The sequence below is a fragment of the Lysobacterales bacterium genome (assembly GCA_014946745.1).
In the GTDB taxonomy this organism is placed as follows: domain Bacteria; phylum Pseudomonadota; class Gammaproteobacteria; order Xanthomonadales; family Xanthomonadaceae; genus Aquimonas.
In genome coordinates this window covers 401,202-426,515 of sequence record JADCRD010000002.1, presented here as the reverse complement: position 1 = coordinate 426,515, position 25,314 = coordinate 401,202, and the positions used below count along the sequence as shown (strand labels likewise).

Below are 25,314 nucleotides of genomic sequence, written 5' to 3'. Positions count from 1 at the left end.
GCGCCCCGCTGCGTCCACTTGGAGGAATCGACCATGCAATGCGTGCTCCCCATCGCTCCGCTGCGCGCGCCGCCGCGCCCGTTCAATCGCGCCGCGCTGGCCGTGCTGATGTGCCTGATCGGGGCGCTCGGGCTGGCCGTCGGCAGCGCGCGTGCGCAGGGGACGGTCAGTCTGGTGGCCGATCTCCACACCGGGCCGAACGCCGCCAGCGACGGCGGCCTCGACCGCTTCAAGGCGGCGGTGTTCTTCGGTGGCCGCACGGTGTTCAGCATGCGCACGCCCGAGCACGGCGTCGAGCTGTGGGAAACCGACGGCACCGCGCTGGGCACCCGGCTTCTGGCGGATCTCTGCCCGGGCCAGTGCAGCAGCCTGGAAAACGCGCCCAACTTCCATGTCGAAGGCGGCAGCCTGTACTTCGCCGCCAACGATGGCCAGCACGGCCGCGAGCTGTGGCGACTCGATGTGGCCAGCGGGGCGCGCCCGGTGATGGCGCTGGATCTGAACCCCGGCGCCGACGGCTCCAACCCGGTCAACTTCACCCGCCTCAGTTTCAGCGTCAACGGCAGCGCCGTGACCCGCACCTTCTTCAGCGCGGCACGCGCCGATGTGGGCCAGGAACTGTGGCGCCTGACCGGGCCGTCCTCGGCGTCGCTGGAGATCGATCTGCTGGCCGGCCCAGCGTCGGGCTCGCCGAGCGATATCCAGCTCTGCTCGACCGGCCAGGTCTGCCTTCTCGCCCGCACCGTCGATGGCGTCAACGACGTGCGCCTGCTGACCTACAGCTCGACCACCCAGGCGCCGATCGGCGCCACCGGTGTCGGCGGGCTCAACATCAGCGGCTTCGCGCGCAGCGTGTCCGATCTGCAGTCGCTGGGCCCCAACACCTTCATGCTGATTCGCGACAGCGCGGCGCCGGATGAGCTGCGCGCTTTCGGCAGCAGTGCCGCCAGCAGCACCCTGCTGCGCAGCTTCGCCACGGCCAGCGGTCTGCTGACGCCGAACGTCAGCCTGTTCCGCATGTTCTTCGTGGCCGACAGCCAGCTGTTCGTCAGCGACGGCACGCTCGCAGGCACGCAGTCGATCTCCTCCGCCAGCCCGGCCAATCTGGTCAGCCTCGGCAATCGCGTGCTGTTGACCGCCAACACGCCGGCCAGCGGCCGCGAGCTGTTCAGCAGTGATGGCACGGCAGCAGGCACGGTCCTGCTGAAAGAGCTGGTGCCCGGCGCCCAGGGCCTGGCGAACTCCAGCATCAGCTTCTTTCTGACCCGCAGCGCCAACAACCTGCGGGTGTTTCTCGGATTCATCAATCCCGCGCTCAGCAGCGGCGGCGAAATGCAGCTGTGGATCAGCGACGGCAGCGCCGCCGGTACGGTCGAGATCAGCGGCAATGCGATCGACGATCCCGGCCTGATGGTGCTGTTCCCGACCGCCGGCAGCGCTGCCCTGATTGGATACGGCGCGACCGATTCCGGCAGCGGCGAGCCTTTCATGACCCAGGGCAGCGCCCTCTCCACGGTGCCGCTGGGCAACTTCGTCGGCGATGTCGGCGACAGCTTTGCCACCCCGCTCGCGGTGTTCAACCAGCGGCTGTTCGTGAACGCATTCCGCGGCGGCGCCAGCACCGAGACCCTGCTGTTTCCGCTGGTCGCAGGCGACCCCGGCGCGCCCTCACCCTTTCTGCGCATCTTCCAGGCCATTGGCGCGTTCTTCGGTCGGCTGTGGGTCGACAGCGGCGACGGGCTGCAGGCGATCGACGGGACCCCGACGGGCACCATTGACCTCGGCAGCATCCGCGCACGCAATGCCGACGGCAGCTGCTACGCCGAGCGCAACGGTCGGGTCTACTTCTACGCGGACGAAGGCGGCTTCGACGACGTCGAGATTTTCAAGAGCGACGGCACAGTGGCGGGCACCGTCGCAGTGACCAACCTCTCGACGCCGGAAGAACGCCGCCTGGAGAGCTTCTGCTTCGATGACGGTTTCACCCAGCTGGCGACGGTCGCCGACAAGCTGCTGTTCGTCGCCAGCAACGGCAACTCCGGCCTGGAGCTGTTCGCGCTGGACGCCAACGACAGCGCGGCCCTGGTGCTGGACATCCAGAGCGGCAGCAGCGGCAGCCAGGTGCGCGAGCTGGTGACCCTGCGCGGGCGCCCGGGTCTGCCCGAAGTGGCGGTGTTCCGCGCCGACGACGGCATCTTCGGCATCGAACCCTGGGTCACCGGCGGAACGGCGCAGACCACCCAGCGCCTGCTCGACATCCACCCCGGCGCTGGCGACAGCGAGCCGCGCGAGTTCGTGCTGGCCGGCCCGCGGATGTTCTTCACAGCGTTCAGCCCCAGCACCGGCCGCGAGCTCTACGTCACCGACGGCAGCCCGGCCGGCACCCGACTGGTGGTGGATCTGTTCGCCGGCAGCGGCAGCGGCATGGCGGCGCAACAGCAGCAGCGCCCCTACCTGTTCGCCAACGGGCGGCTGTACTTCAGCGGCATCAGCAGCAGCCGGCCCAACTGCGCGCTGTTCGAAACGGATGGCAGCGCCGCTGGCACGCGCTGCGCGTACGACGACAGCAGCACCACCCTGCGCGCGATCGGCCGCGAGCCGGTGGTGACCGCGAACGGTGCGCTGGTGTTCAGCGCGCACCGTTCGGCGCCGGTCAACGACGGCGAGGAGCTGCGCGTGCTGTTCAACCGCCAGTTGCTCAACTTCAGTGGCGCCGACATCGCCCCCGGCCCGGCCGGCAGCCGGCCCAGCGAACTGCTGGTCGCAGGCGATGACGTGTACTTCCGCGCTGACGACGGCGTGCTCGGCGCCGAGCTGTACCGGCTGCAGCTGGACGACCTGAACCGGGTGTTCGCCGACGGTTTTGAGCCCTAGCCACCTCATGCGATAGGACTGTCCGCGCTGCGCTTGGCCCTACGTTCGCGACTTCGCATGACCTGCGCCGCGCGCCGGCTGCGCCGCGCATAGGGTGGGTCTCGACCCACCGGCTCTCCGCGCCGGTCCGCACGGATGACTGACGCGGTGATCTCGAAGGTTGCGACGCGGGGCCGCGTTGCGCTTGGCCCAACCTGTTCGGCTTCGCTGTGCTGCGATTGGGACGACCTGCGCTGCGCCGCTCTGCATAGGGTGGGTCTCGACCCACCGGCTCTCCGTCATCCCGGTTAGGCTGCGCACCTGCATCAGGCAGGGGGCCGCGCATGCCGATCCGACCCGAAGACTTCGCCACCGGCGGCGCCCTGTTGGGTGCCGCAGCGGCTTCGTTGCTGCGCGAGCGCGAGCGCGCGCGGCTGCCGCAGCCGGGCGAGCGCATCGGCCCCTTCGCCATCGTCGAGGAGCTGGGCCGCGGCGGCATGGCGGTGGTCTACCGCGCCGAGCGTGCCGATGGCGAGTACGTGCAGACGGTGGCGCTGAAGTGGATCGGCGGCGGCAGCAACGACGAAGGCGCACGCGCCCTGTTCCGCCGCGAGCGCCAGGCCTTGGCCGATCTCAACCACCCGCATATCGCACGGCTGCTGGACGGCGGCCACAGCGCCGAGGGTCAGCCCTGGCTGGCGATGGAGTACATCGAAGGCCAGCGTATTGACGTCCACGCGCGCGCCGCCGGGCTGGATCTGCACGCGCGGCTGCGGCTGTTCCTGCAGGTCTGCGAAGCGGTGGCCTATGCGCATGCGCGCGGGCTGCTGCATCGGGACATCAAGCCTTCCAACGTGCTGGTCGATGGCAGCGGCCAGGCCAAGCTGCTCGACTTCGGCATCGTCCAGCTGATCGGCGAGGAGGACGCGCTCTCCCGCCATGCCCACACGCCCGGCTACGCCAGCCCCGAACAGGTGCGCGGCGAGCGCCTCACCGTGGCCGCCGACATCTACCAGCTTGGGCGTCTGCTGCAGCGCCTGCTGGCCCGCAGCGAAGCCGAGGCGGACGCCTTGACCCGCGCCACCACCGTGCTGCACGCGGAGGCCTTGCCGCGCGACTTCGACAGCTCGACGCTGCCCTACGAGTTGCGGGCTTTGATCGACTGCGCCTGTGCGGCCGAGTCGGCCCACCGCTACGCCACGGTCGAAGCGCTGATGATCGATCTGCGCGCTTACCTCGCGCAGCGTCCGCTGCGGGCGGTGTCACGCAGTGCCCGCTACCGCTCGCGCAAGTACCTGCAGCGTCACCGCTGGTCGGCGCTGGCCGCTGCGCTGTCGCTCGCCGTGCTGCTGGGCCTCGCCGCCTACTCGGCGCTGCGCGTGCGCGCCGAGCGCGACCTGGCGGCCTACCAGGCACGGGTGGCGACCACGGCGCTGCAGTTCCTCACCGAAGACCTGCTGGCGGCCGCCTCGCCCGAGGTGGCGCAGAGCCGCGAACTCACCGTGCGCGAAGCCCTGGACCGCGCCGCCGACAGCGTGGGCGCACGCTTTGCCGACGCTCCGCTGGAGCAGCTCACGGTGCGCAGCGCGCTGTCCGCGCTCTATCAGCGCTTGGGCCGGCTGGAGGAATCCGGGCGCGAACTCGGCCTTGCCGAAGCGCTGGTTCCGCGCCTGCCCGCGGCGCGTCGGATCGAGGTGCAGGCGGAACTTGCCCGGCAGCGCGCCTGGCTCGACCTGGATCGCGGTGATCTCGATGCGCTGGCCGGCTATGTGGCGGGCCTGGGCGCCGCCGATCTTGCCGCCCTCGACAGTGCAGCGCTGCCCGCGGCGCTTGAGCAGCGCCGGCTGCAGGCGCTGCTGGCCTGGCACCAGGGCGACTACGCCCGCGCCGAGGGCCTGCAGTCCAAACTGCTGCGGCTGAGCGCGGACCGGCTTGGCGAAGACGCTCTGAGCACGGCGCGCATTCGCCACGAGCACACCGACTCATTGCGCATGCTCGGCCGCGACGCCGAAGTGGTGGCGACCCTGCGTGCCCTGCGGGCGAGCTTTGCCAGTGCGCTGGGCGCGCTGCATCCGGACACGATTCTGGCGCAGCTCGATCTGGGCGTAGCGCTGCGCCATGCCGGTGACTTCGACGCTGCCCTGCAGCAGCTCGACGAGGGCCTGCGCAGCGCCCGCGCGGTGCTCGGAGCCGAGCACGCCATCAGCCTGCGGTTCGCCAGCGAGAAGGCGACCGTGCTGCAGGAGCTGAAGCGCTACGACGAGGCCGAGCCGCTGTTCCAGCAAGCGCTGGCCGGTCGCCTCGCGCTGTTCGGTGAAGCCAGTGCGCTGACCCGCAACGCCATGGCCAATCTCGGTCTGCTGCATGTGCTGCAAGGGCAGCTCGACAAGGCCGCGCCGCTGTACGAACGGGTGCTCGCGCTCGAACTGCAGCAGCTGGAGGCGGATCACCCCGACACGCTGAGCCTGATGCACAACCTGGGCGGCCTGTATCGGCGCCAGGGGCGATTCGACGAGGCGCTGCGGATGCATGCGCGCGCGATCGAGGGCGCGACGCGCAAGCTCGGCGCGCGCGCCTGGCAGACCGGCATGTTCGAGATCGGGCGCGCGCTGACGCTGGAGGCTGCGGCGCGGCCGACGGAGTCTGACGCGGCCTTTGAGCTGGCGATCGCCATTCTCAGCGAGAGTCTGGGCCCCGAGCACGCGCGCACCCTGCGCGCGGCCGAGATGCACAGCAGCGCGCGCGCTGCGCGGCCTTGAGTGATGCCCTGGGAAAGCTCCGAACCGCCGCGTCTACGGGGATCCACTCGGACGCTGCCCGAGCAGGGGAATGCCTCGCCTTCGGTACGTGCAGACAGCCTGCGCGCCGCGTGGGCTGGCGGTCAGAAGCGTTCGATGGCGGGCGTCTCTGCCCCGGGGGGCGAGGCGGGTGGGGCTGAGTCCGCCTGCACGCCCGCTCATCGGCGCGGGCTCTCGAGTGGGCCGAGGTAGCTCGGTGGTTCTTTCGCGCGCCACAGCGCGATGCGCTGGAACACCAGGCCGGAATCGACCCGCCACAGCTTCAGCACCTGGGGCCCTGCGCTGGCCTGGTGTCGGCTGCGGCCGATGTAGACGTTGTCGGCGACGGCCCGCTCCCAGGCCAGAGCGTGTGGATGCCCCGGGCTCGGTTCGAGCTGCATCTGCACGATCTGCGGCGGCTCATCGCCGATCGACACCGCGTAGCGCAAGCCGCCGCTGCCGTGCAGGTCGAGGGTCGGCGACAGATGCACCTGCAGTTCGACCTCACCGCCGGTGTGCAGGTGCATGGCGTACTCAAGCCGCGCGCCCTCGCCGCCGGGTTGCGAAGCGTGTGGGGCCGGTGGCCAGAGCGTGACACCGGCAGCGGTGCGACCGAGGTTCGGGATCACTTCCCAGGCCATTCCGGCAGGTGCCGTCGCGCGATCGAAGTGGGCGGCCTCGATGACCACATGGCCGTCGCCCTCGATGAAGCCGCGCGCGTTGTCGCCCCCGCTGGGCACCTGCACCGGCACCTCGATCGTCACCTGGGTCAGCTCGTCCCCGCGCACGACCACCCGGCCGCGGTGCTCACCGGGTGGCAGCTGGGCGAAATCGACGTCGATGCTCAGTTCGACAGCATCCTCAATCGTGCCCGCCTCAGGCTGGATCCGCAGCCACGGGTCTGAACTCGACGTGGTGTAGCGCAGCGGCTGCGCGCCGCGGTTGAAGGCTTCGACTCGGCGCGTGCGCGCGGTATGCGGGTCGATCGTCGGTAGCACGGCCTGGCGCGCCGGCTGCGGCCAGCCACGCGGATCGCCTTCGATCTGCACGCCGAGCGTTCCCGGCTCGCGCACATCCACCGTCGCCAGCGAGGGCAGCACGTTGCGATCGGGCTGCTGCCAGTGGGTATAGCCGATCCGCGTCTGCGACATCATGCCGATCCATTTGCCCTCGGCGATCTCCTGCTCGTAGACCCGCGCCAGCTCGGCGTCGCGCGCGAACAGGCGCCGCGCTTCGTCCGCCCAGTCCTTGGCCGAAGCGCGGCCCTGCGCGGCATACAGCCGGTTGCGCGCCACTGCGGCGTACAGCCGATGCAGGTTGTCGACGGCCAGCACGGGGTATTCGACCAGCTGATACCAGGCAGCCCGCTGCGAGCTCGGCAGCTCCGCTGCGATGCGCTGGGTCCGGCTCACCAGATCCGCCCATTCTGCAAGCACCCGTTCGAGCTCGCCGAAGTGGAGCAGGCTGTAGGTGTCGGCATCCAGCAGCTCGGGTTTGCGGCGCGCGGTGTACTGCGCGTAGCGGGTGAGGATCGCGCCGATTTCCTGTGCGTGCTGCGGGCCGAACTGCTCGGCGGCCCAGTGCGCCGGGTAGTCCTGCAGTGCCTGCAGGTCCGTTCGCCCGGGTGCCCAGGCCTGATCCAGAAAGAAGCTGATCGGCAGCTCCATCGGCTTGATGTCGCCGACATTGACGATCCACAGGCGATCGACGCCGTGCGCCCAGGCTAGCCGCATCTGCTCCCAGACGCGCTCGATCTGCTGGGTGTTGAGCCACTTGTAGCTGCGCGGGTCGCCGACGTAGTCGAAGTGGTAGTAGACGCCGTAGCCGCCGGCGCGGGTCGACCCTGGCGGCGGCAGTCGCCGGAGGTTGCCCCAGTTGTCGTCGGCGAACAGCAGGGTGACGTCGTCTGGTACCCGCATGCCGGCGTCGTAGTAGTCCTGCACTTCCTTGTACAGCGCCCACACCTGCGGCGTCTGCTGCGGTGTGCGGCCGCTCACGTCGGCGATGATTTTCCGCTGGTCTGTGACGATGCGTTCCAGCAGGTCCGTAGCGGTGTGATCGCTCATCGCTTCGTCGCCGTCGCCGCGCATGCCCAGCGTGACCACCGCCTCCCGGCCCTGCAGCCGCTCGACGCCCTCACGCCAGAAGGCGCGCAGGCGCTCGCCGTTGCGCGCGTAGTCCCAAGGGCCCTGGCCGTGGCGTGCCCACTCGACATGCGCCCGCATCATCGGCTCATGGTGCGAGGTGCCGATGACCACGCCCATGGCGTCGGCAAGCGCGGCGTTCTGCGGGTCGTCCGCGTAGAAGGCGCGGCCCCACATCGCCGGCCACAGGTAGTTACCCTTCAGGCGCAGGATCAGCTCGAACACGCGCTCGTAGAAGCGATGGTTGCTGCCGCCGAAGGTGGCTCGCGTCCACGCGCCGAGCGCGGGCTCCTCGTCGTTGATGAAAATGCCGCGATAGCGCACGGCCGGTGCGTCGAGCAGGCGGCCGGGGCTCACCCAGGCCTTCGCACGTCGCGGAATCGGAACATCGGCCCAGTACGTCCAAGGCGACACACCGAGCCTGCGCACCAGCTCGTACAGCCCGAACACGGTGCCGCGTCGATCCGCGCCCACAATCACCAGGGCACGCTCGATGCCCTCCTCGGGTTGGTGGACGACCTGCATGGAATACGCTTCCCAGCGCCCGGCAAGGTCGGCCACCTCAAGTTTTCCTGCGGCGACCATCCGCTCGATGCGCGGGCTGTGGCCAAGGGTGCCGGCGATGATCGCGTGGGGCGAGTCGTCGGCCGGCTCCGCGCCGGCCAGGGCGACAAGATCCCGGCGGACCGCAGTCGCGGCGCGTTGGGCGGCCTCCGGATCTTGCGGGTCGATCAGCAGCGGTAGCGGTCGACCGCTATCGATCACCGCCAGGGCGCCGGTGATCTCGCCATCGAGCACGCTGGCCGGGCCTGGGCAGGGTTCGGGTGCGGCCACGGCGTCACCGGCGACATAGTCGCGCAGCCAGCGCAGGGCAGGGCGTTCCTGCCCGCGTTCATCGATCAGGTAGGCCCGCTGTTCGTGCCGCCACAGGCCGGGCCGAAAGCCCCACAGCGTGATGCCGGCCACCGCCGGGTGCTCCCAGAACAGCGGAAATACCCGCTGGTAGTGGGCCAGCTGCTCCTCGTCGGTCGGGCCGTCGATGTCGAGTTCGGTCACGTACAGGGGCAGGCCGGTGGCGCCCAGCAGATCGAGGGCGGCGCGGTGCACCGCCAGCGGCGTTTCGCAACTGGTCGAGAAGGCGTGGCCCTGAACGCCGATCGCATCGATCAGCCCGCGCGCCTGCAAGAGGTCGACGATTCCGCGATAGCGTCGGGTGTTGTCGGGCGTGTTGGTGATGCTGTAATCGTTGAGCAGCAGCTGCGCTCGCGGAAAGTGCTGCCGCGCCAGCCGGAAGCTCTCGATGATCCAGTCCCAGCCGGTCTGCCCAGCGCCGCCCAGTGCCTCGCAGTAATGGCCGCCATCGGCGTCATTGCTGCAGGGCGGGTCATGCAGGGGTTCGTTCACGACTTCGACAATCGCGATATCGGAATAGCGCGCGGCGACCGCAGCGAACCATTCCTCGATCTCTGCGCGTTGCTCGTCGGCGGGAAGCTCGCGGATCCACTCCGGCTGCTGGTTGCCCCAGACCAGCACGTGGAACTGGAAGGGCATGCCGTGGGCCCGGGCGTAGGCATACGCCTCGTCGAGGGCCTGCCAGTCCATGACGTCGCGCACGGCTTCCACCTCGCCCCACTTGCCGGCGTTCTCGGGGCTCAGCTTGTTCCAGTAGTGGGCGAAGTCCTCGCGCTGCGGCGCGCTGTAGGCCGCGCCCAGAAACTTGGGCTGACCACTCGCGAGTGGCTCCGCACTGGCGCTTGCGAACAGCACAGCCGCCATCAGCAGAAGCAGCGCGCCGCAGATCAGGGATCGGTGGATCCTCCATCGGGTGACCATCACGTCTCTCCCTGCGTCGACCGGTCATCGGCGTGTCGGGGCGGGACACGGGGCGGGAGGCCTCTCCTGCCGGTGCTCCGCTGCCGCTGAGGCGAAAAAATGAGAGCGCTACCATTAGCACGGATGCGCCGAAAGACCATGTTGCTGCGCAGCGTGCGTTGGATGAATGGTAGCGCTACCGTTAGGTCGTCATGGTGCGAAAGCCGTGTTGGTGCGAGCGCCCCTCCGCTCCCCGTTCCGCGGGTGGGCCCGAACAGTCGGATCGTGCGGGCCACACCCGCGGCTTTTTCGGCCGAGGGAGCCGGTCTGCGTGGGGTGGCTGACGGCCGCTGCGAACAGAAGCGCGGCGCCTGCCGTGGCTTGGGCGACACCCGATTCAGGCGACACGCGAACGCGCACAGGTCACGCCAGCGAGCCGGTCGGATCGCGGCGCTCGCCAAGGTCGAAGCAGTCAAGGGAGAGAGGCAGGCGCACATGCAGAACCACCCGGCGACCGAAACGCTGCGTGTCCGCGAAAAGCTGGGTTACAGCCTGGGTGATCTGGCGGCCAATCTGATCTTCCAGACGCTCATCACCTTTCTCGCGTTCTTCTACACCGACGTCTACCGCATACCGGCTTCGGCCGCGGCCAGCATCATCTTCTTCGTCGGTCTGCTCGGGGCATTCGTGTTCACCCCGATGGTCGGCCTGCTCGCCGATCGCACGCACACGCGCTGGGGCAAATTCCGGCCCTGGATCCTGTGGACGGCGCTGCCCTTCGGTGCCTTGTCCTTGCTGGCGTTCAGCACCCCTGACTTCGACGAGACCGGCAAGATCGTCTATGCCGTCAGCACCTACACCCTGCTGGTGCTGGTGTACGCGGCCAACAACCTGCCGTACTCGGCGCTTTCCGGCGTGCTGACGGGCAGCATGAGCGAACGCAACAGTCTGTCGTCCTACCGCTTCGTCGCGGTGATGATCGCCCAGTTCGTGATCCAGGTGCTGCTGCTGCCGCTGGTGCTGATCCTCGGCGATGGCGACCGGGTGCGCGGCTTCCACAACACGATGGCCGTGTTCGCCGTGGTGGGCACCGTGTTCTTCCTGCTGACCTTCCTCAGCACCCGTGAGCGCGTGGTGCTGCCGCCCGAGCAGACCTCCAGCGTGCGCGAAGACCTCGGCGATCTGATGCGCAACCGGCCGTGGATGATCATGCTGCTGATGACGGTGCTGGTGTTCGTGACGCTGGCGCTGAAGGGCGGCACCTACGTCTACTACTTCCAGTACTACCTGGACGTAAGCGCCCAGGCCGAGTTTCTCGATGCGGTCGGGTTCAACCGGTTCATTGCGGGCTTGAACAGTGCGCTGGGCTCGCTCGGCCTGGTCGAGTTCCAGTGGCCGAAGGACGCCGCCACCTCCGCCTTCAGCCTGTTCAATGCCGGCGGCATCCTCTGCATGATCGTCGGCATCGGCTTCTCGCGCCGCTTGGCGGACCGCTTCGGCAAACGCGACGTGTTTGGCGCAGCGCTGTTCGCCTCGACCCTGTTCCTGCTGGTGTTCGTCGCGTTTCCGCCGGATGCCATCGCCCTGGTGTTCGTCTCGCACATCCTGCACGGCTTCTTCTACGGCATCACCATTCCCCTGCTATGGGCGATGATCGCTGACGTCGCCGACTACTCGGAATGGCGCAACGGCCGACGCGCCACCGGAATCATCTTCTCGGCGATGCTCTGCGGTCTCAAGGTGGGCCTCAGTGTCGGCGGTGCCCTGGTCGCTGCGATCCTGGCCGCCTACGGCTATGAAGCAGGCGCGGCCGTACAGACCGACGAGACCGTCAACGGCATCCGTCTCGCGGTCAGTGTGCTGGCCTCGACGCCGTTCCTGATCTGCGTCGGCCTGCTCTACTTCTACACGATCGACAAGTCGCTGGAGGTGCGCATCGAGCAAGAGCTGATCGCCCAGCGCGCGGGGCGTGATGCGCTCGCGGGGAGGGCCGCATGAGCACGAATCCCACGGGACGGCCCGCGCAAGAGCTGATCGCCTGCGCGATATCGAGCCCACTGGTGCGCCATGTGTACACGGCCGACCCTTCCGCGCATGTGTTCGAAGGGCGTGTGTACGTCTACCCCTCGCACGACATCGACTCCGGCGTCGAAGCGAATGATCTGGGCGACCAGTACGCGATGGAGGACTACCGCGTCTTCCGCCAGGACTCGCCCGATGCCGAGGCGGTGGACTGCGGCTGCGTGCTGCACGTTCGCGACGTGCCCTGGGCCAATCGTCAGATGTGGGCGCCCGATGCCGCCGAGCGCGACGGTCGCTACTACCTCTACTTCCCGGCCAAGCGTGCCGACGGTGTGTTCCAGATCGGCGTCGCCTGTGCGGATCGCCCGGACGGCCCCTTCATCGCCGAGCCCGAGCCGATCCACGGCAGCTATTCGATCGACCCGGCCGTGTTTCGAGACGTCGACGGCGCGCACCACATGGTGTTCGGCGGCCTCTGGGGCGGCCAGTTGCAGCAGTACCGCGACAACCGCCACTCACCCCTGCACGGGGAACCCGAAGGCGAGGCACCGGCGCTGGGGCCACGGATCGCCCGCTTGACCGAGGACATGCTGCAGTTCGCGGAAGCCCCGCGCGAGCTGCAGATCCTCGACGCAGAAGGCCGGCCTCTGCGCGCCGACGACCACGCGCGCCGCTACTTCGAGGGGCCGTGGATGCATCGGTACGGCGGTCGCTACTACCTGTCCTACTCGACCGGCAACACCCATACCCTGTGCTACGCGATCGCCGATTCACCCTGCGGACCTTTCGTCTGGCAGGGGGTGCTGATGACGCCGGTGCTGGGCTGGACGACGCACCACTCGATCGTCGAATTCGAAGGGCGCTGGTGGCTCTACTACCACGACGCGAGCCTGTCTAAGGGCGTAGACCATCTGCGGTGCATCAAATGCACCGAGCTTGAACATCTGCCTGACGGCCGGATACGCACGGTGCACCCGTATGGCCCGGCTTGAGCCTGCATCGATGGCTTCATGCGATCCGGTCGATCGGCTCGACGCGCGCGCGCCGATGCCGCCGGGTGAACTGATCGAGATCGGCGATGCACAGCTGCGCGTCGAGATCGCGCCCGCAGCCGGCGGGCGCATCGCAAGCGTGCGCTGGCGCGGTCGCGAATGGCTGTACGGGCACAGCCCTGACAACGACAGCATGATCGGCTGGGGCTGCTATCCGATGCTGCCCTGGGCAGGCCGTCTGCGCGGCGGCGCCTTCCGCTTCGAGGACCGGCGCATCGAGCTTGCGCGCAACTTCGATGCGCATGCGATCCATGGCCTTGGATTCGCCCTGCCTTGGCGACTGTTGGCCCTGCAGACGGGGGCGGTGAGCCTCGGCCTGCAGCTGCCGCGCGACGCGCGCTGGCCCTTCGGCGGGCATGCGCGTCAGCACCTGAGGGTCGAGGGCGACAGCCTGCGCTTCGAGCTCGAACTGCAGGCCGAAGAGCGCGCCATGCCGGCCGTGCTCGGTTGGCATCCGTGGTTCCACAAGCCGGAGCGTCTGCGCTTCGCTGCGGGGCGCTACTACCCGCGCGATGCCGAGGGCATCGCCACTGCGCCTTTGCAGCCGGCGCCACCGCCACCCTGGGACGACTGCTTCGTCCATCGCGGTCCGATCCGTGTCGAGCGCCAGGCGCAGTGGCTGCAGATCGACTCCGACTGCGATCACTGGGTGATCTACGACGGCCATCCGCAGGCCACCTGTGTCGAGCCTCAGACCGGGCCGCCGGACGCCTTCAACCTGCGGCCGGAGACGTGTCACCTGCCTGCCGGCGGGCGCCTGTGCGCCTGGATGCGCTGGTCATGGTCGCCGGCATGAGTCGCATCCAGGCCGCCACGCGCGTGGTGTTGATTGCCGCTCGCCAGGATCGCGTTTGGGCTACGCGCAGGAGCATGCATCGATGACGGTACCGAAGGGCGAGCTCTACGTGGGGCTGGATGTCGGCAGTCAGAGCGTCAAGCTGCTGGTCTTCGAGCCGCAGGCGAAGCGCATCGTCGCCCTGCACGGCCAGCCCTTGCAGATGAGCGCGGGCGAGGACGGCAGCCGCGAGCAGCGCGCCGAATGGTGGATCGACGCGATCCGCGCCTGCTTCTCGCGGCTGTCGGCATCGGTGCGCGGACGCGTGGTGGCAATTGGCGTGTCCGGGCAGCAGCACGGTCTGGTCGCGCTCGACGCGGCGGGCAAGGTGCTGGCGCCGGTCAAGCTGTGGTGCGACACCAGCACGCAGCAGGAGTGCGCCGAGATCATGCAGGCGGTGGGCGGTGCCCGCGCCTGCGTGGCGCTCGCCGGCAACCCGATTCTTGCCGGCTACACCGCGTCCAAAGTGCCCTGGACGCGCAAGCACCGACCCGAAGCCTATGCGCGGCTCGACACGATCCTGCTGCCGCATGACTACGTGAACTTCTGGCTGACGGGCGAACGCTGGATGGAGTTCGGCGACGCCTCGGGTACCGGTTGGCTGGACGTGCGTACGCGCACCTGGTCGCAGGCGCTGCTGCAGGCGACCGCGCCCGAGCGCGACCTGTCGCGCTGTCTGCCACCGCTGCTGCCGCCTGAAGCCGGCTTTCCGCTGGCGCCGACCAGTGCCGAAGAGCTCGGTCTGCCGAGGAACGTTCGGGTCAGCGTCGGCGGTGGCGACAACATGATGGCGGCAATCGGTACGGGCAACGTGGCGCCCGGCGTGCTGAGCATGAGCCTGGGCAGCTCCGGCACCTTGTTCACCTGCGCCGACCGCCCGGTGGTGGACGACGCGGCGGGCTGGGCGGCGTTCTGCTCATCCACCGGCGGCTGGCTGCCGCTGGTGTGCACCATGAACTGCACGCTCGCCACCGAGTCGATCGCGCGCGCCTTCGGCTTCTCCTCGCGCGATGGCGATGCCCTGCTGGCAGGCACCCGAGCCGGCGCGAGTGGCCTGAGCCTGCTGCCCTTCTTCAACGGCGAACGCACGCCCGACCTGCCGCAGGCGCGCGCCGCCCTGTTCGGCATGGACGCCAGCAATCTGGATGCGGCAAACGCCTATCGGGCCGCCATGGAAGGCGCGACCTTCGCCCTGCGCTTCGGCTTCGATGCGCTGCACGCGGCGGGGCTCTCCTTCGATTCGATCCGGCTCACCGGCGGCGGCAGCAACAGCCCGGTCTGGCGACAGATGGTGGCCGACGTTTTCGACCTGCCGGTGGACGTGCCCGAACAGACCGAAGGCGCGGCCTTCGGCGCGGCGCTGCAGGCGCTGTGGTCGTACCGACGCTCGCAGGACGCAGACGCGCCCGATCTGGCGGCGACCGTCCGGGCCCATGTCCGCCTCGATCCGCAGCGCTCGGCGCGCCCGCAGGCGGACCTCTGCGAGGCCTACCGCGCGCACTACCGCCGCTACCTCGAACTGCTGGACTGCATGCGCCGCCTGCATGCCGTCGGCCTTGCCGATGCCTCCGCCTGACGCACGCCTCTCATCATCGCATCCCCAGGACGCCCACCATGACCAGCCCCTACATCGGCGCACGCGAGTTCTTTCCCGGCATCGGCCGCATTCCATACGAGGGACGGCAGTCGGACAACCCGCTGGCATTCAAGCACTACGACGCACAGCGCCTGATCGGAGGCCGCAGCATGGCCGAACACCTGCGCTTCGCGGTCTGCTACTGGCACTCCTTCTGCAATGCCGGCCACGATCCCTTCGGACCCGGCACGCGGCGCTATCCCTGGGATCAGGCCGAGCCCGCGCTGGCGCGTGCCGAAGCGCGCATGGATGCGGCCTTCGAGTTCGTGACCAAACTCGGCGTGCCCTACTACTGCTTCCACGACATCGACATGGCGCCGGACGCCGATGACATCGGCGAGTACCAGGCGAATCTGCAGCGCATGGTGCAGTTGGCCAAGCAGCGACAGCAGGCGAGCGGCGTCAAGCTGCTGTGGGGCACCGCGAATCTGTTCTCGCATCCGCGCTACATGAATGGGGCCGCGACCAATCCCGATTTCGCGGTGGTCGCGCGCGCGGCGGTGCAGGTCAAGGCGGCGCTGGACGCCACCGTCGAACTGGGCGGCGAGAACTACGTGTTCTGGGGCGGTCGGGAAGGCTACGCGACCCTGCACAACACCCAGATGAAGCGCGAGCTTGAGCACATGGGGCGCTTTCTCGCGGCAGCGCGCGACTACGGCCGCAGCATCGGCTTCAAGGGCGTGTTCCTGATCGAGCCCAAGCCGATGGAGCCGATGAAGCACCAGTACGACTTCGACTCCGCGACCGTGGCCGGCTTTCTCAAGAGTCATGGTCTGGAGCGCGACTTCAAGCTCAACATCGAGGCCAACCACGCCACGCTGTCGGGCCACACCTTCGAACACGATCTGCAGGTCGCCTCCGATCACGGCCTGCTCGGCAGCATCGACGCGAATCGCGGCAACGCGCAGAACGGCTGGGACACCGATCAGTTCCCGACCGACCTCTACGACACCGTCGGCGCGATGATGGTGGTGCTGCGCCAGGGCGGGCTGGGCGCGGGGGGCCTGAATTTCGATGCCAAGGTCCGACGCGAGTCGAGCGACGCCGAGGATCTGTTTCTCGCCCACATCGGCGGCATGGATGCGTTCGCTCGCGGGCTGGACGTGGCGCATGCGCTGCTGACACGTTCGCCCTGGGAAGCCTGGCGCGCCCAACGCTACGCCAGCTTCGACAGCGGACACGGCCAAGCCTTCGAACGTGGCGCGCTGGGCCTGGCCGATCTGGCCCGTCTTGCTGCGGAGCTGGGAGAACCCACGCAGCGCAGCGGCAAGCAGGAGCGCTACGAGAATCTGCTCAACCAGTATCTGCTGGGCTAGACCCGTGTACGGCGATGCCTGCCAGCGGCGGACCTCGCGGTGACGGGACCCGCGCCGACTTCAACGGATCGGTGCGGCCACCGAGCCGCGCACGATCAGCTCGTGCGCCAGCACCATGTCATCGGCGAGGCGCGGTTCACTGCCGCGCTGACGCAGTTGGTGCAGCAGCATCTCGAGGGCGGCGTCGGCCATCGCCGCGATGGGCTGCCGCACCGTGGTCAACTCTGGCCAGACCGTGGTCGCGGCCGAGCTGTCGTCGAATCCGACCACCGACAGATCGCGCGGCACGTCCAGCCCTCGCCGATGCGCGACCGAGACCACGGCGGCGGCCATGTCGTCATTGGCAGCCACGATCGCCGTCGGCGGCTGCGGCAGGGCCAGCAGAGACTCGGCCGCTTCCAGGCCCGAACGGTAGGTGAAATGGCCCGGGCGAACCAGCTCGGGATCGGGCGCGAGGCCGGCCTGCTTCAGCGCCGCTTCGAAACCTTCGAAGCGGCGGCGGCTGGCGACCTGGTTCGGATCGCCGAGGATGCAGGCGATGCGCGTATGCCCGAAAGCGATCACATGCCGAACGATCTGCAGCGCCGCTTCGAAATCGTCGATACGCACGCGCGGCAGCTCAAGGCCTTCGGCACCCCATCCGATCGCCACCACGGGGACCCCGGCCGCAGCGAGTTCGTTCACGACCGGCATCGACTCGCACAGCGGCGGCGGCAGCAGCACGCCGGAAACGGTGCGTGCAAGCGCACGCGCGGCGGCCTGTTCGGCGACCGCGTCGTGGTCGGCCCAGGTGTCGACGACCAGCTGCGTGGCGGTGCGCGCCGCGGCGCGCAGTGCGCCGATCAGCAACTCGCTGAGGTAGGCCGTGCTGGGGTTGGAGTAGATCAGCGCAATGCGCGTCCCCTGCGCGGTGGCGAGCGAGCTGGCGGCGAGGTTGGGCGTGTAGTCGAGCTGCTGGATGGCGCGCTGCACCCGTGCACGGGTGCTGTCGCGGACGCTGCCATGGCCGTTGATGACGCGCGAGACGGTCATGGGCGACACCCCCGCCAGCCGCGCCACCTCGTCGATGGTAACGGCACTGCTCTTGCGCCGGATCGAGCGTTTGGTCTGCAACGCGATGTCCTGTGGGTAGGCTGGCCTGCGCCGACGATGGCTGCGGCCCTGCTTCTTCTTTGCCGCCGGGCGAACCCGTGCGGTCGGAGCGTTATCGCATGGTAGCGAGAACTGTCGAACCCGGCGACGGCGGACCCAGCCTGCGCAGCCTCGCGCAGCCGTTCCCTACGGCGCGCCGCAATCGCTTGCAGGACGGGCCTGTGAAATTGCGCCCGCTCATGGCGCTGCTGGTGCTGTGCATGCAGCTGAGCGCGGCGGCTGCTGAGGCGGGCGACGGCCGCCTACTTGCGCCGATCTTCCAGAACCACGCCGTGCTGCAGCGCGATAGACCGATTCGACTGTTCGGACATGCCGATGCGGGAACGCCGCTCACGATCTCCCTGGCCGATCGCGTATTGCAGGTCGAGGCGGATGCGCAGGGGGCGTGGCGGGCTGAGCTGCCGGCGCTGCCGGCTGGCGGACCGCACGTGCTCGAAGTGCGATCCGGCAGTCGTCTGCAGCGTGTCGAAGACGTTCTGATTGGCGAAGTCTGGCTGTGCTCGGGGCAGTCGAACATGGTGCTGCCGGTGCGCCGCAGTCTGGATACCGACAGCGAGATCGCGCAGGCACAGAACGAGCGGATCCGCATGCTGACCGTGCCCGCGGCCGCATCGGTCCGCCCCGCGCGCGCCTTCGCTCACACCGCCCAGTGGCAGTTGACGCGTCCCGACACCGTCGCGGAGTTCTCGGCCACCTGCTACTACTTCGCCCGCGAACTGCAAAAGCACGTCGACGTGCCGATCGGCCTGATCGTCGCCGCCTGGGGCGGTTCGCGTATCCAGGCCTGGATTCCGGCCGCGGGACTGGCTCGATTGAAGGGCTATGCGGATGAGCTCGACGCGCTGCGCCAGTACGCCGATGACCCCAGCGCGGGTGCGGCACGCTGGGGCGAGGGCTGGGCGCGCTGGTGGCAGCGCAACAGCGCGCACGGACCGCAGGATCGCCCCTGGCGGCCCGACTACCGCGAGGGCCCGGAGTGGGCCGATGCGCCCGTCGAACTCGGCGCCTGGGAGCGCTGGGGAGTGCCCGCGCTCGCGGGTTACGACGGCATGCTCTGGTACCGGAACTCGCTGCGCCTGACGGCAGCGCAGGCGCGCCAGGCCGGCGTGTTGGTGCTGGGCCCAGCCGATGAAACCGACGTGACCTGGGTCAACGGTCGGACGGTCGGAAGCCTGTACGGCCCCGGCGAGCATCGTCGCTACGCTGTGCCCGCCGGCCTGCTGCGCGCAGGCGACAACCACATCGCGATCCATGTGCTCGACACCTGGCGCGACGGCGGCCTTGCAGGGCCCGCCAGCGCCTATGCCCTGCGCCTGCAGGACGGCCAGCGCATCCCGCTGGCCCGCCCCTGGCGATGGCGCATGGCCAGCGCTTCTTCGACGCCACCGCCCGCGCCCTGGCAGAGCGCGGCCGGCCTGTCGACGCTCCACAACGGCATGATCGCGCCGCTCGGCGCCTACGGGCTGCGCGGTGTCGTGTGGTACCAGGGCGAATCCAATACTTTCGAAGCGAGCCAGTACGCCCCGGCACTCGAAGCCCTGATCGCCGACTGGCGACAGCGCTTCGGTGCGCCCCTGGTGTGGCTCACGGTGCAGCTGGCCGGTTTTGGTGCGCCGCCGACCGCCCCGGCCGACAGCGGCTGGGCCGAGCTGCGCGAGGTGCAGCGTCGCCGTGCGCTGGACGATCCGCACTACGGCCTCGCCACGGCGATCGATCTGGGCGATCGCTACGACATTCACCCACCGAACAAGCAGGAGCTCGGCCGTCGCCTCGCGCGGCTGGCGCGTCAGCGCGCCTATGGTGAAGCGGAGCTGCAGTCGACCGCGCCCGAACCCGAGCGCGCCTGGCACGAGGACGGCGAGGTCGTCCTGCAGTTTCAAAGCGGCGGGGCGCGGCTCGTCAATTACGGTGGCGAGCATCCGATCGGCTTCGAGCTGTGTGACTCGGCAGGCCCGCAGGAAGGCGCGCTGCCTGCCGCCGGCCAATCGCGCCGCGGCGGGCGCTGCCGGTACGCGCAGGCGCGGTTGGACGGCGCGCGCGTGTACTTGCATGCGCCGGAGGCTGCGCGTGCCACCCACATACGCCACGCCTGGGCCGACAACCCCGTCATCACCCTGTTCGACAGCAGCGGTGTGCCGGTGTCGCCCTTCGAGCTTCCGATTGCGCCCGCGGCCGCGAAAGAGTGAGAGCATGTGAAAAAACCATCCGCCTACTGCGGCCGCCTCTGGACGTCCGTGGCGGCAGCGCACTCCGCGAATTCCGCGGTCATTTGGCTCGCCAAACTCCCTTGAATTCACGTCGCGCGCTTTGCCACGAACGCCCAGAGACGCCCTCGCTACGGCGTCTGGGTTTTTTCACACGCTCTGAGCCCATGAGCACGATGCCCGTCGAGACCTCGCCTTGCACCAAGTGGCGCGTGCGGCTGCGCGCAATGCTGGTCGCACTTGCCCCGATGATGGCGACACCGGTCTTTGCCGACCCGTCCGCCCTGTTCGACCATTTCCGCTACGTCGGTCGTGATGCGGTGTTCGAGCAGCCGCTGCCGGGGGGCCACTTCCGCAATCCGATCCTGGCCGGCTTCCATCCGGACCCCAGCATCACCCGCGTCGGCGAGCGCTACTACCTGGTGCACTCGACCTTCGTTTGGTTCCCCGGCATTCCGGTGTTCGAGAGCCGCGATCTGGTGCACTGGACCCAGATCGGCAGCGTGATCGATCGCGCGGAACAGCTCGACTTCAGCGGACTCGGCGTTTCGCGCGGCGTGTTCGCGCCGACCATCGAACACCACGAGGGCACCTTCTACGTCTTCAACACCGCGGTCGACAACGGCGGCAATTTTCTGGTCACCGCCAAGAATCCAGCAGGGCCGTGGTCGGATCCGATCTGGTTGCCCGGCATCGAAGGCATCGACCCCTCGCTGTTCGTCGATGCCGACGGCCAGGCCTATGTGCTCAACAATGGCCCACCGCACGGCGAGCCGCGCTACGACGGCCACCGCGCGATCTGGATGCAGGCGTTCGACCTCAAGACCAACACGGCGGTCGGCCCGCGTCGGGTGCTGATCGACGGCGGCGTCGACCCTGCCACCCAGCCGATATGGATCGAGGGTCCGCACCTCTACCGCGTCAACGGCTGGTACTACCTGGTCTGCGCCGAGGGCGGCACCGGCCCGCAGCATTCGCAGGTCGTGCTGCGCAGTCGCGAGGTCTGGGGGCCGTATGTGCCCTATGAGAACAATCCGATCCTGACCCAGCGCGATCTCGATCCGGCCCGCCCGCACCCGATCACCAATGCCGGTCATGCCGATCTGGTGCAGATGGAGGACGGCAGCTGGTGGGCGACCTTCCTGTCGAGCCGCACCTATGGCGAAGTGCACTACAACACCGGCCGCGAGACCTTTCTGCTGCCCGTCGAGTGGCGCGACGGCTGGCCGCACATCCTGCCCGAGGGCAGGCCCATTCCCAGCGTTCTGCCTGCGCCGAAAGCGATGCAGGGCCCGGCAAGGCAGGCGCCGCTCTCCGGCAACTTCGAATGGCGGGACGAGTTCGAAGGCCCGCAGCTGGACCGCGCCTGGCTCAGCCTGCGCGGCCCGAGTCAGGGCTGGGCCACACTGAAGGATCAAGCAGGCTGGCTGCGCTTGAGTGCCCAGTCGGACCGGCTGCAAGGCAGCGGCCGTCCGGCCTTTCTCGGCCGCCGCCAGCAGCATCTGCGATTCGAGGCCGAGCTGCGCGTGGCCACTCCTGAAAGCACCGAGATCTCGGCCGGCCTGGTGGCCTTCCAGAACGAGGATCACTGGTACTACCTCGGCCTGCGCCGAACCGCCACGGGTCGCGTGCTGCTACTGCAGAAGCGGGCGGCCGGTGAAACGCGGACGGTCGCTGAGGTCGATCTCGCCGACGGTGAGCCCTTGCTGCTGCGGCTCGCCGCGGGGGATGCCGACTACCAGTTCAGCTACGACCTTGGCGAAGGCCCGGTGCCCATCGGTGGCGTGCAGGACGGTCGTATCCTCAGCACGGATGTCGCCGGTGGGTTCGTCGGGGCGATGCTGGGGCCCCATGTGGACTTGATCGAGCGCTGAGGCAGGGCTCTACGCGGCCCGCCGGGCGACCCGGGCGGGTCTCAGCGCAGGCGCTCGGCCGGGCAGTAGCGCTCAACAAAGGCCTGGTGGCTCGGCATCGATTCCACGCGGCGCTGGATCGGCTGTCGGATCGCCGCCAGCAGTTGGGCAAGGTCGCCGTCCGGCAGCGCTCTGGACAGGGGATGGTGCGCGCGCGGGACGATGCCCTGGCCGAGCATCACATGCGTCCACGAATCGACCCGGAACAGCTCATCCTCGCCCTGCCAGGCATGGGCGCGATCGCGGAACAGGGCGATGCGATGCGCCAGCGAATCCGGAAGACCCATGGCGCGGCATTCCTGCCACATGGGTTCGTCGCGCTGGTTCGCGTGGTAGTGCAGGATGATGAAATCCCGGACGTGCTCGGCTTCCGCGCGGCTTGCCTCGTTGTAGCGGCGCACCAGCGAGTCATCGATGCCGGCGAACGGAAACATGTGGATCAGTCGCGCCACGCCGCTCAGAGCGAGATGGATGCTGGTCGATTCCAGCGGCTCGATGAAGCCGCTCGACAGGCCCAGTGCAACGACGTTGTGGCTCCACACCTGACGCCTGCGCCCGGTCACGAAGGGCACCACCGTGGGCGGTCGCAGGGCAGCGCCCCGTGTGGCCTCCCGCAGGCGCGCGCTCGCCTCATCGTCGGACATGTAGCGGCTGCAGAACACCCAGCCGTTGCCGACGCGATGCTGCAGCGGAATCTGCCAGCGCCAGCCGGCACGGTGGGCGCTTGCCCGCGTGTAGGGCACGGCGGGCCCCACGGACTCGGTCTGCATCGCCACCGCGCGATCGCAGGGCAGCCAGTGGGTCCAGTCCTCGTAGCCGGTCTTCAGGGTCTGCTCGATCAGCAGCCCGCGAAAGCCCGTGCAGTCGATGAACAGATCACCCTCGATGACCTGGCCGCTGTCCAGCACCAGGGCGGAAACATCGCCGCTGTCCGCATGCTGGCGGACTTCACGGATCTTGCCCTCCACCCGCACCAGGCCCTGCTGTTCGGCGCGACGCCGCAGGAACGCAGCGTACTGCGCGGCATCCAGATGGTAGGCATAGCTCAGCTCGCCTTGCCCGGGGCCCGACTGCGCGGGCTCCCAGCGCGTCGACCAGCTCGCGGCGCTGCCCTGGGCGGCACCGGTCAAGGCGAAACGATCCGCACGCGAGGCGGCCGCCTCCAGGCAGTAGTCGGCAAGCTCGCTGCGCGTGCCGCGGCGCAGGCTGTCCAGCCAGAAGTGGTGGAACTCGCAGGCCCAGGTGCCGAGCCCGGTGCGGCCGAAGGGGTGGATATAGGTCTCGCCCTCGCGGCCCCAGTCGCTGAACTTGATCGACAGCTTGAAGCAGGCGGCGGTGGCGCGCATGAATTCGCGCTCGTCGATCTGCAGCAGGCGATGGAAGGTCCGAATGGTCGGAATGGTGGATTCTCCGACGCCGATCGTGCCGATCTGCTCGGACTCGACCAGGGTGATCTCGAGCAGATCGCGGAACTGATGGCTCAGCGCGCAGGCCGCCACCCAGCCAGCGGTGCCGCCGCCGGCAATCACTACCTTGCGGACCCTGCGCGCTTCATCGGCCATCTGTGCATTCCAGCAGCATTCGGGTGGCTCGCGATCGCCGCAGGCGACGGAGACGGTGGGCAGGTTGAGCTGCAGTCATCGGTTGAGCTTGCCGATGAGCATCGCGCGCAGCTGGCGCGCTACAGCTTCGTCGATGGGCCCCAGCACATGGCGGGCTGCCGGCGGCAGGTGCGCGCCGGCGCGATCGGCCGGGCCGAACACGTAGTAGTCGAACACTTCGCGCCAGGCGCGCTTTTCCGGCTCGGGGCGATCGCGCAAGGTCCAGAGCGCGTGATACAGCGCGTGCATCGGGGTCGGCATCCAGGCGGGATGGCTCGTCCACCAGTAGTTGATCAGCACGTTGAAGGCGTCCAAGGCCTCGACGTGATGCCACCACAGGCTGGGAACGAAGAGCGCGTCGCCGGGTTCGAGCTCGACCGAGCGCGCCACTGACATCGCCTCGCGAAAGCGCGGATAGCGATCGAGATCGGGCGCATTGAAGTCGATGACGCTGACGGCCTGACCGCCGGGCGTGGGATCCAGCGGGCCCGGATACAGATTGCCGATCTGATCCGGAGGAAACAGGGTGAACCGGCGCCGGCCCACCGCGCAGCAGGCGATGTTGTTGGGAGCGTCGTAGTGGCAGGACGCCGTGACGCGATTGCCGATCCAGATGCTTGGCGGCGCATCGATGCCCTTGGACGCGAAGTCGAGGTCGTTGCGCTCGCGCAAACCCGGCAGGCAACTGTCGACGGGCAGCGAGGCGAGGTAGTACATGGCCGGCTCGGGCGTATCGAGCTGGCTTTGCAGGGCATCGAGCACGCTGCCGAGGTCGCTGCGCCGGACCTCGCAGTTCAAGGCGGTGAAGTCGTCGCTGTAGAACGGCCGCCCGCGTATCGCCGGCTCACCGTGCGAGAACTGCACCGGTCGACCGTTGTAGTGGCCTCGCAGCAGATCCATCGCCGCATTCGGCCCCTGCCGACCGGCTTCGACAAGGCTCCAATGGCGCGCCAGCCCCCGCAGCACGACCGGCTCGGCCGCAGCCGCCAGCAGCTCGATGGACACGTCCTCGAAGGGAAGGTCCATGGAACGGATCTCGACGGCGCCTTGGATCATCCTGCGCGACTCCGCATCAAGCGGCGCGTCCGGCCGGGCTGGCCGGCGTTGCTGCTGCCCGCAGTCGTCGCTGCTTCTCCGCCAGCAGGCGGCGCACGTTGTGCTGCGAAGCCAGAAGCAGATACGCCCCTTCGAGCCAACCGGCCTGATGCAGGCCGTGCAGCGCGTCCGCATCCAGCGCGGCGAGACGCGCACGATCCAGTGCATACAAACCGCCGACCTTGACGCCGTGTTCGGCATCGAATCGGACGTCGAGCTCGATCGGCTGGATCAGCCCGAGCGCGTCGAACGCAGCGCACATGCGCGCGCTGGCCTGCGCGCCGTCATGGATGCCGCGCAGTACGGTGATGATGTGTTCGAGGTAGGCGCTGTGGCCGCCGTGCGGGAGAAACACGGCCTCGCCATGGCTCACGCTGATGCGCGGGTGATCCATGTCGACATGGATGACCGGTTCAGGCCTGCCTTCGCCGTGCATGTCCCGATGCTGGAACCCGATGAGGAATGGCCCGCGCGCGAGTGCACCGGGGAGATAGTGCGCGCTCCACTGGCCTTCGCGCAGGAAGAGGTTTTCCTTGGGCTCGAATCCGAGCAAGGCCACGGTTTCGTAGTCGCCGCCCTCGCGCGGTCGGCGCAGAAAGATCGGGTACTCGCGCTGCAGGTCGGCGAACTCGGTCGGAAACGCCGGCAGCATGCCCAGCGCATCGCCGTAGACCTCGCCGAAGTCGGTAACGACCCTCAGCCCGGCATGAGTCACATTGTTCAGCACTTCGTAGCGTGCCATGCGTGCTGCAACTCCGGTGGATGGGCCAGTGACGATTCCACAGCCGCGCCCGGTCTCGCAAGCAGGACCGGGTGCGATCCGGCAGGGCTTCAGAACGACTCCGCGAGGCTTGACGGGGCGCGCGCCGAAAGTCACTCCAGTCAGGGCCGCTGCACGGGCA

General features: G+C 68.8%; 14 protein-coding genes. 9 read left to right on the top strand and 5 right to left on the bottom strand.

All coding sequences use genetic code 11. From position 1 onward, the window contains the following. The first annotated feature begins 33 nt into the window (after window positions 1–33). Both H4O13_14045 and H4O13_14040 read left to right on the top strand, forming a co-directional pair. Window positions 34–2,874, top strand: a complete 2,841-nt coding sequence (locus H4O13_14045; protein MBE5316511.1) for a hypothetical protein — start codon at window positions 34–36, stop codon at window positions 2,872–2,874. Window positions 2,875–3,197: 323 nt separating this feature from the next. Next, on the top strand, window positions 3,198–5,612 hold the full coding sequence (locus H4O13_14040; protein ID MBE5316510.1) for a serine/threonine protein kinase: 2,415 nt from the start codon (window positions 3,198–3,200) through the stop codon (window positions 5,610–5,612). 197 nt (window positions 5,613–5,809) lie between these two features. On the opposite strand, the gene H4O13_14035 is transcribed toward H4O13_14040, so the two are convergent. Next, window positions 5,810–9,607, bottom strand: coding sequence for a glycosyl hydrolase 115 family protein (locus H4O13_14035; protein ID MBE5316509.1), 3,798 nt, complete (start codon window positions 9,605–9,607; stop codon window positions 5,810–5,812). A gap of 474 nt (window positions 9,608–10,081) precedes the next feature. Here H4O13_14035 and H4O13_14030 point away from each other — a divergent pair, with 474 nt between their 5' ends. The 5 genes from H4O13_14030 (at window position 10,082) to xylA (ending at window position 16,447) form a co-directional block, all read left to right on the top strand. After that, on the top strand, window positions 10,082–11,584 hold the full coding sequence (locus tag H4O13_14030) for an MFS transporter (protein ID MBE5316508.1): 1,503 nt from the start codon (window positions 10,082–10,084) through the stop codon (window positions 11,582–11,584). Continuing rightward, window positions 11,581–12,600, top strand: a complete 1,020-nt coding sequence (locus H4O13_14025) for a glycoside hydrolase family 43 protein (protein ID MBE5316507.1) — start codon at window positions 11,581–11,583, stop codon at window positions 12,598–12,600. Before H4O13_14030 ends, H4O13_14025 begins: the two co-directional genes overlap by 4 nt. Before the next feature lie 10 nt (window positions 12,601–12,610). Next, window positions 12,611–13,456, top strand: coding sequence for an aldose epimerase (locus H4O13_14020; GenBank protein MBE5316506.1), 846 nt, complete (start codon window positions 12,611–12,613; stop codon window positions 13,454–13,456). An 82-nt stretch (window positions 13,457–13,538) separates the two neighbouring features. Beyond that, on the top strand, window positions 13,539–15,071 hold the full coding sequence (gene xylB, locus H4O13_14015) for a xylulokinase (protein MBE5316505.1): 1,533 nt from the start codon (window positions 13,539–13,541) through the stop codon (window positions 15,069–15,071). A gap of 38 nt (window positions 15,072–15,109) precedes the next feature. Next, the gene (xylA, locus tag H4O13_14010; protein ID MBE5316504.1) at window positions 15,110–16,447 is read left to right on the top strand and encodes a xylose isomerase; all 1,338 of its coding nucleotides are present in this window, start codon (window positions 15,110–15,112) and stop codon (window positions 16,445–16,447) included. A gap of 60 nt (window positions 16,448–16,507) precedes the next feature. Here xylA and H4O13_14005 read toward each other — a convergent pair whose 3' ends face one another. Further along, window positions 16,508–17,479, bottom strand: coding sequence for a LacI family DNA-binding transcriptional regulator (locus H4O13_14005; GenBank protein MBE5316503.1), 972 nt, complete (start codon window positions 17,477–17,479; stop codon window positions 16,508–16,510). A gap of 299 nt (window positions 17,480–17,778) precedes the next feature. Here H4O13_14005 and H4O13_14000 point away from each other — a divergent pair, with 299 nt between their 5' ends. Both H4O13_14000 and H4O13_13995 read left to right on the top strand, forming a co-directional pair. Beyond that, window positions 17,779–19,785, top strand: coding sequence for a 9-O-acetylesterase (locus H4O13_14000; protein MBE5316502.1), 2,007 nt, complete (start codon window positions 17,779–17,781; stop codon window positions 19,783–19,785). A 245-nt stretch (window positions 19,786–20,030) separates the two neighbouring features. Next, window positions 20,031–21,677, top strand: a complete 1,647-nt coding sequence (locus H4O13_13995) for a glycoside hydrolase family 43 protein (GenBank protein ID MBE5316501.1) — start codon at window positions 20,031–20,033, stop codon at window positions 21,675–21,677. Window positions 21,678–21,718: 41 nt separating this feature from the next. On the opposite strand, the gene H4O13_13990 is transcribed toward H4O13_13995, so the two are convergent. The 3 genes from H4O13_13990 to H4O13_13980 all read right to left on the bottom strand — a co-directional run bounded on the left by H4O13_13990 (window position 21,719) and on the right by H4O13_13980 (window position 25,154). Continuing rightward, window positions 21,719–23,278 (bottom strand): tryptophan 7-halogenase, encoded by a 1,560-nt coding sequence (locus tag H4O13_13990; GenBank protein ID MBE5316500.1) that lies wholly within the window; start codon window positions 23,276–23,278, stop codon window positions 21,719–21,721. A 75-nt stretch (window positions 23,279–23,353) separates the two neighbouring features. After that, complete coding sequence (locus tag H4O13_13985; protein MBE5316499.1) at window positions 23,354–24,373, bottom strand: cupin-like domain-containing protein; 1,020 nt, start codon at window positions 24,371–24,373, stop codon at window positions 23,354–23,356. Window positions 24,374–24,389: 16 nt separating this feature from the next. Beyond that, window positions 24,390–25,154, bottom strand: coding sequence for a SapC family protein (locus H4O13_13980; GenBank protein MBE5316498.1), 765 nt, complete (start codon window positions 25,152–25,154; stop codon window positions 24,390–24,392). Window positions 25,155–25,314 lie beyond the last annotated feature (160 nt).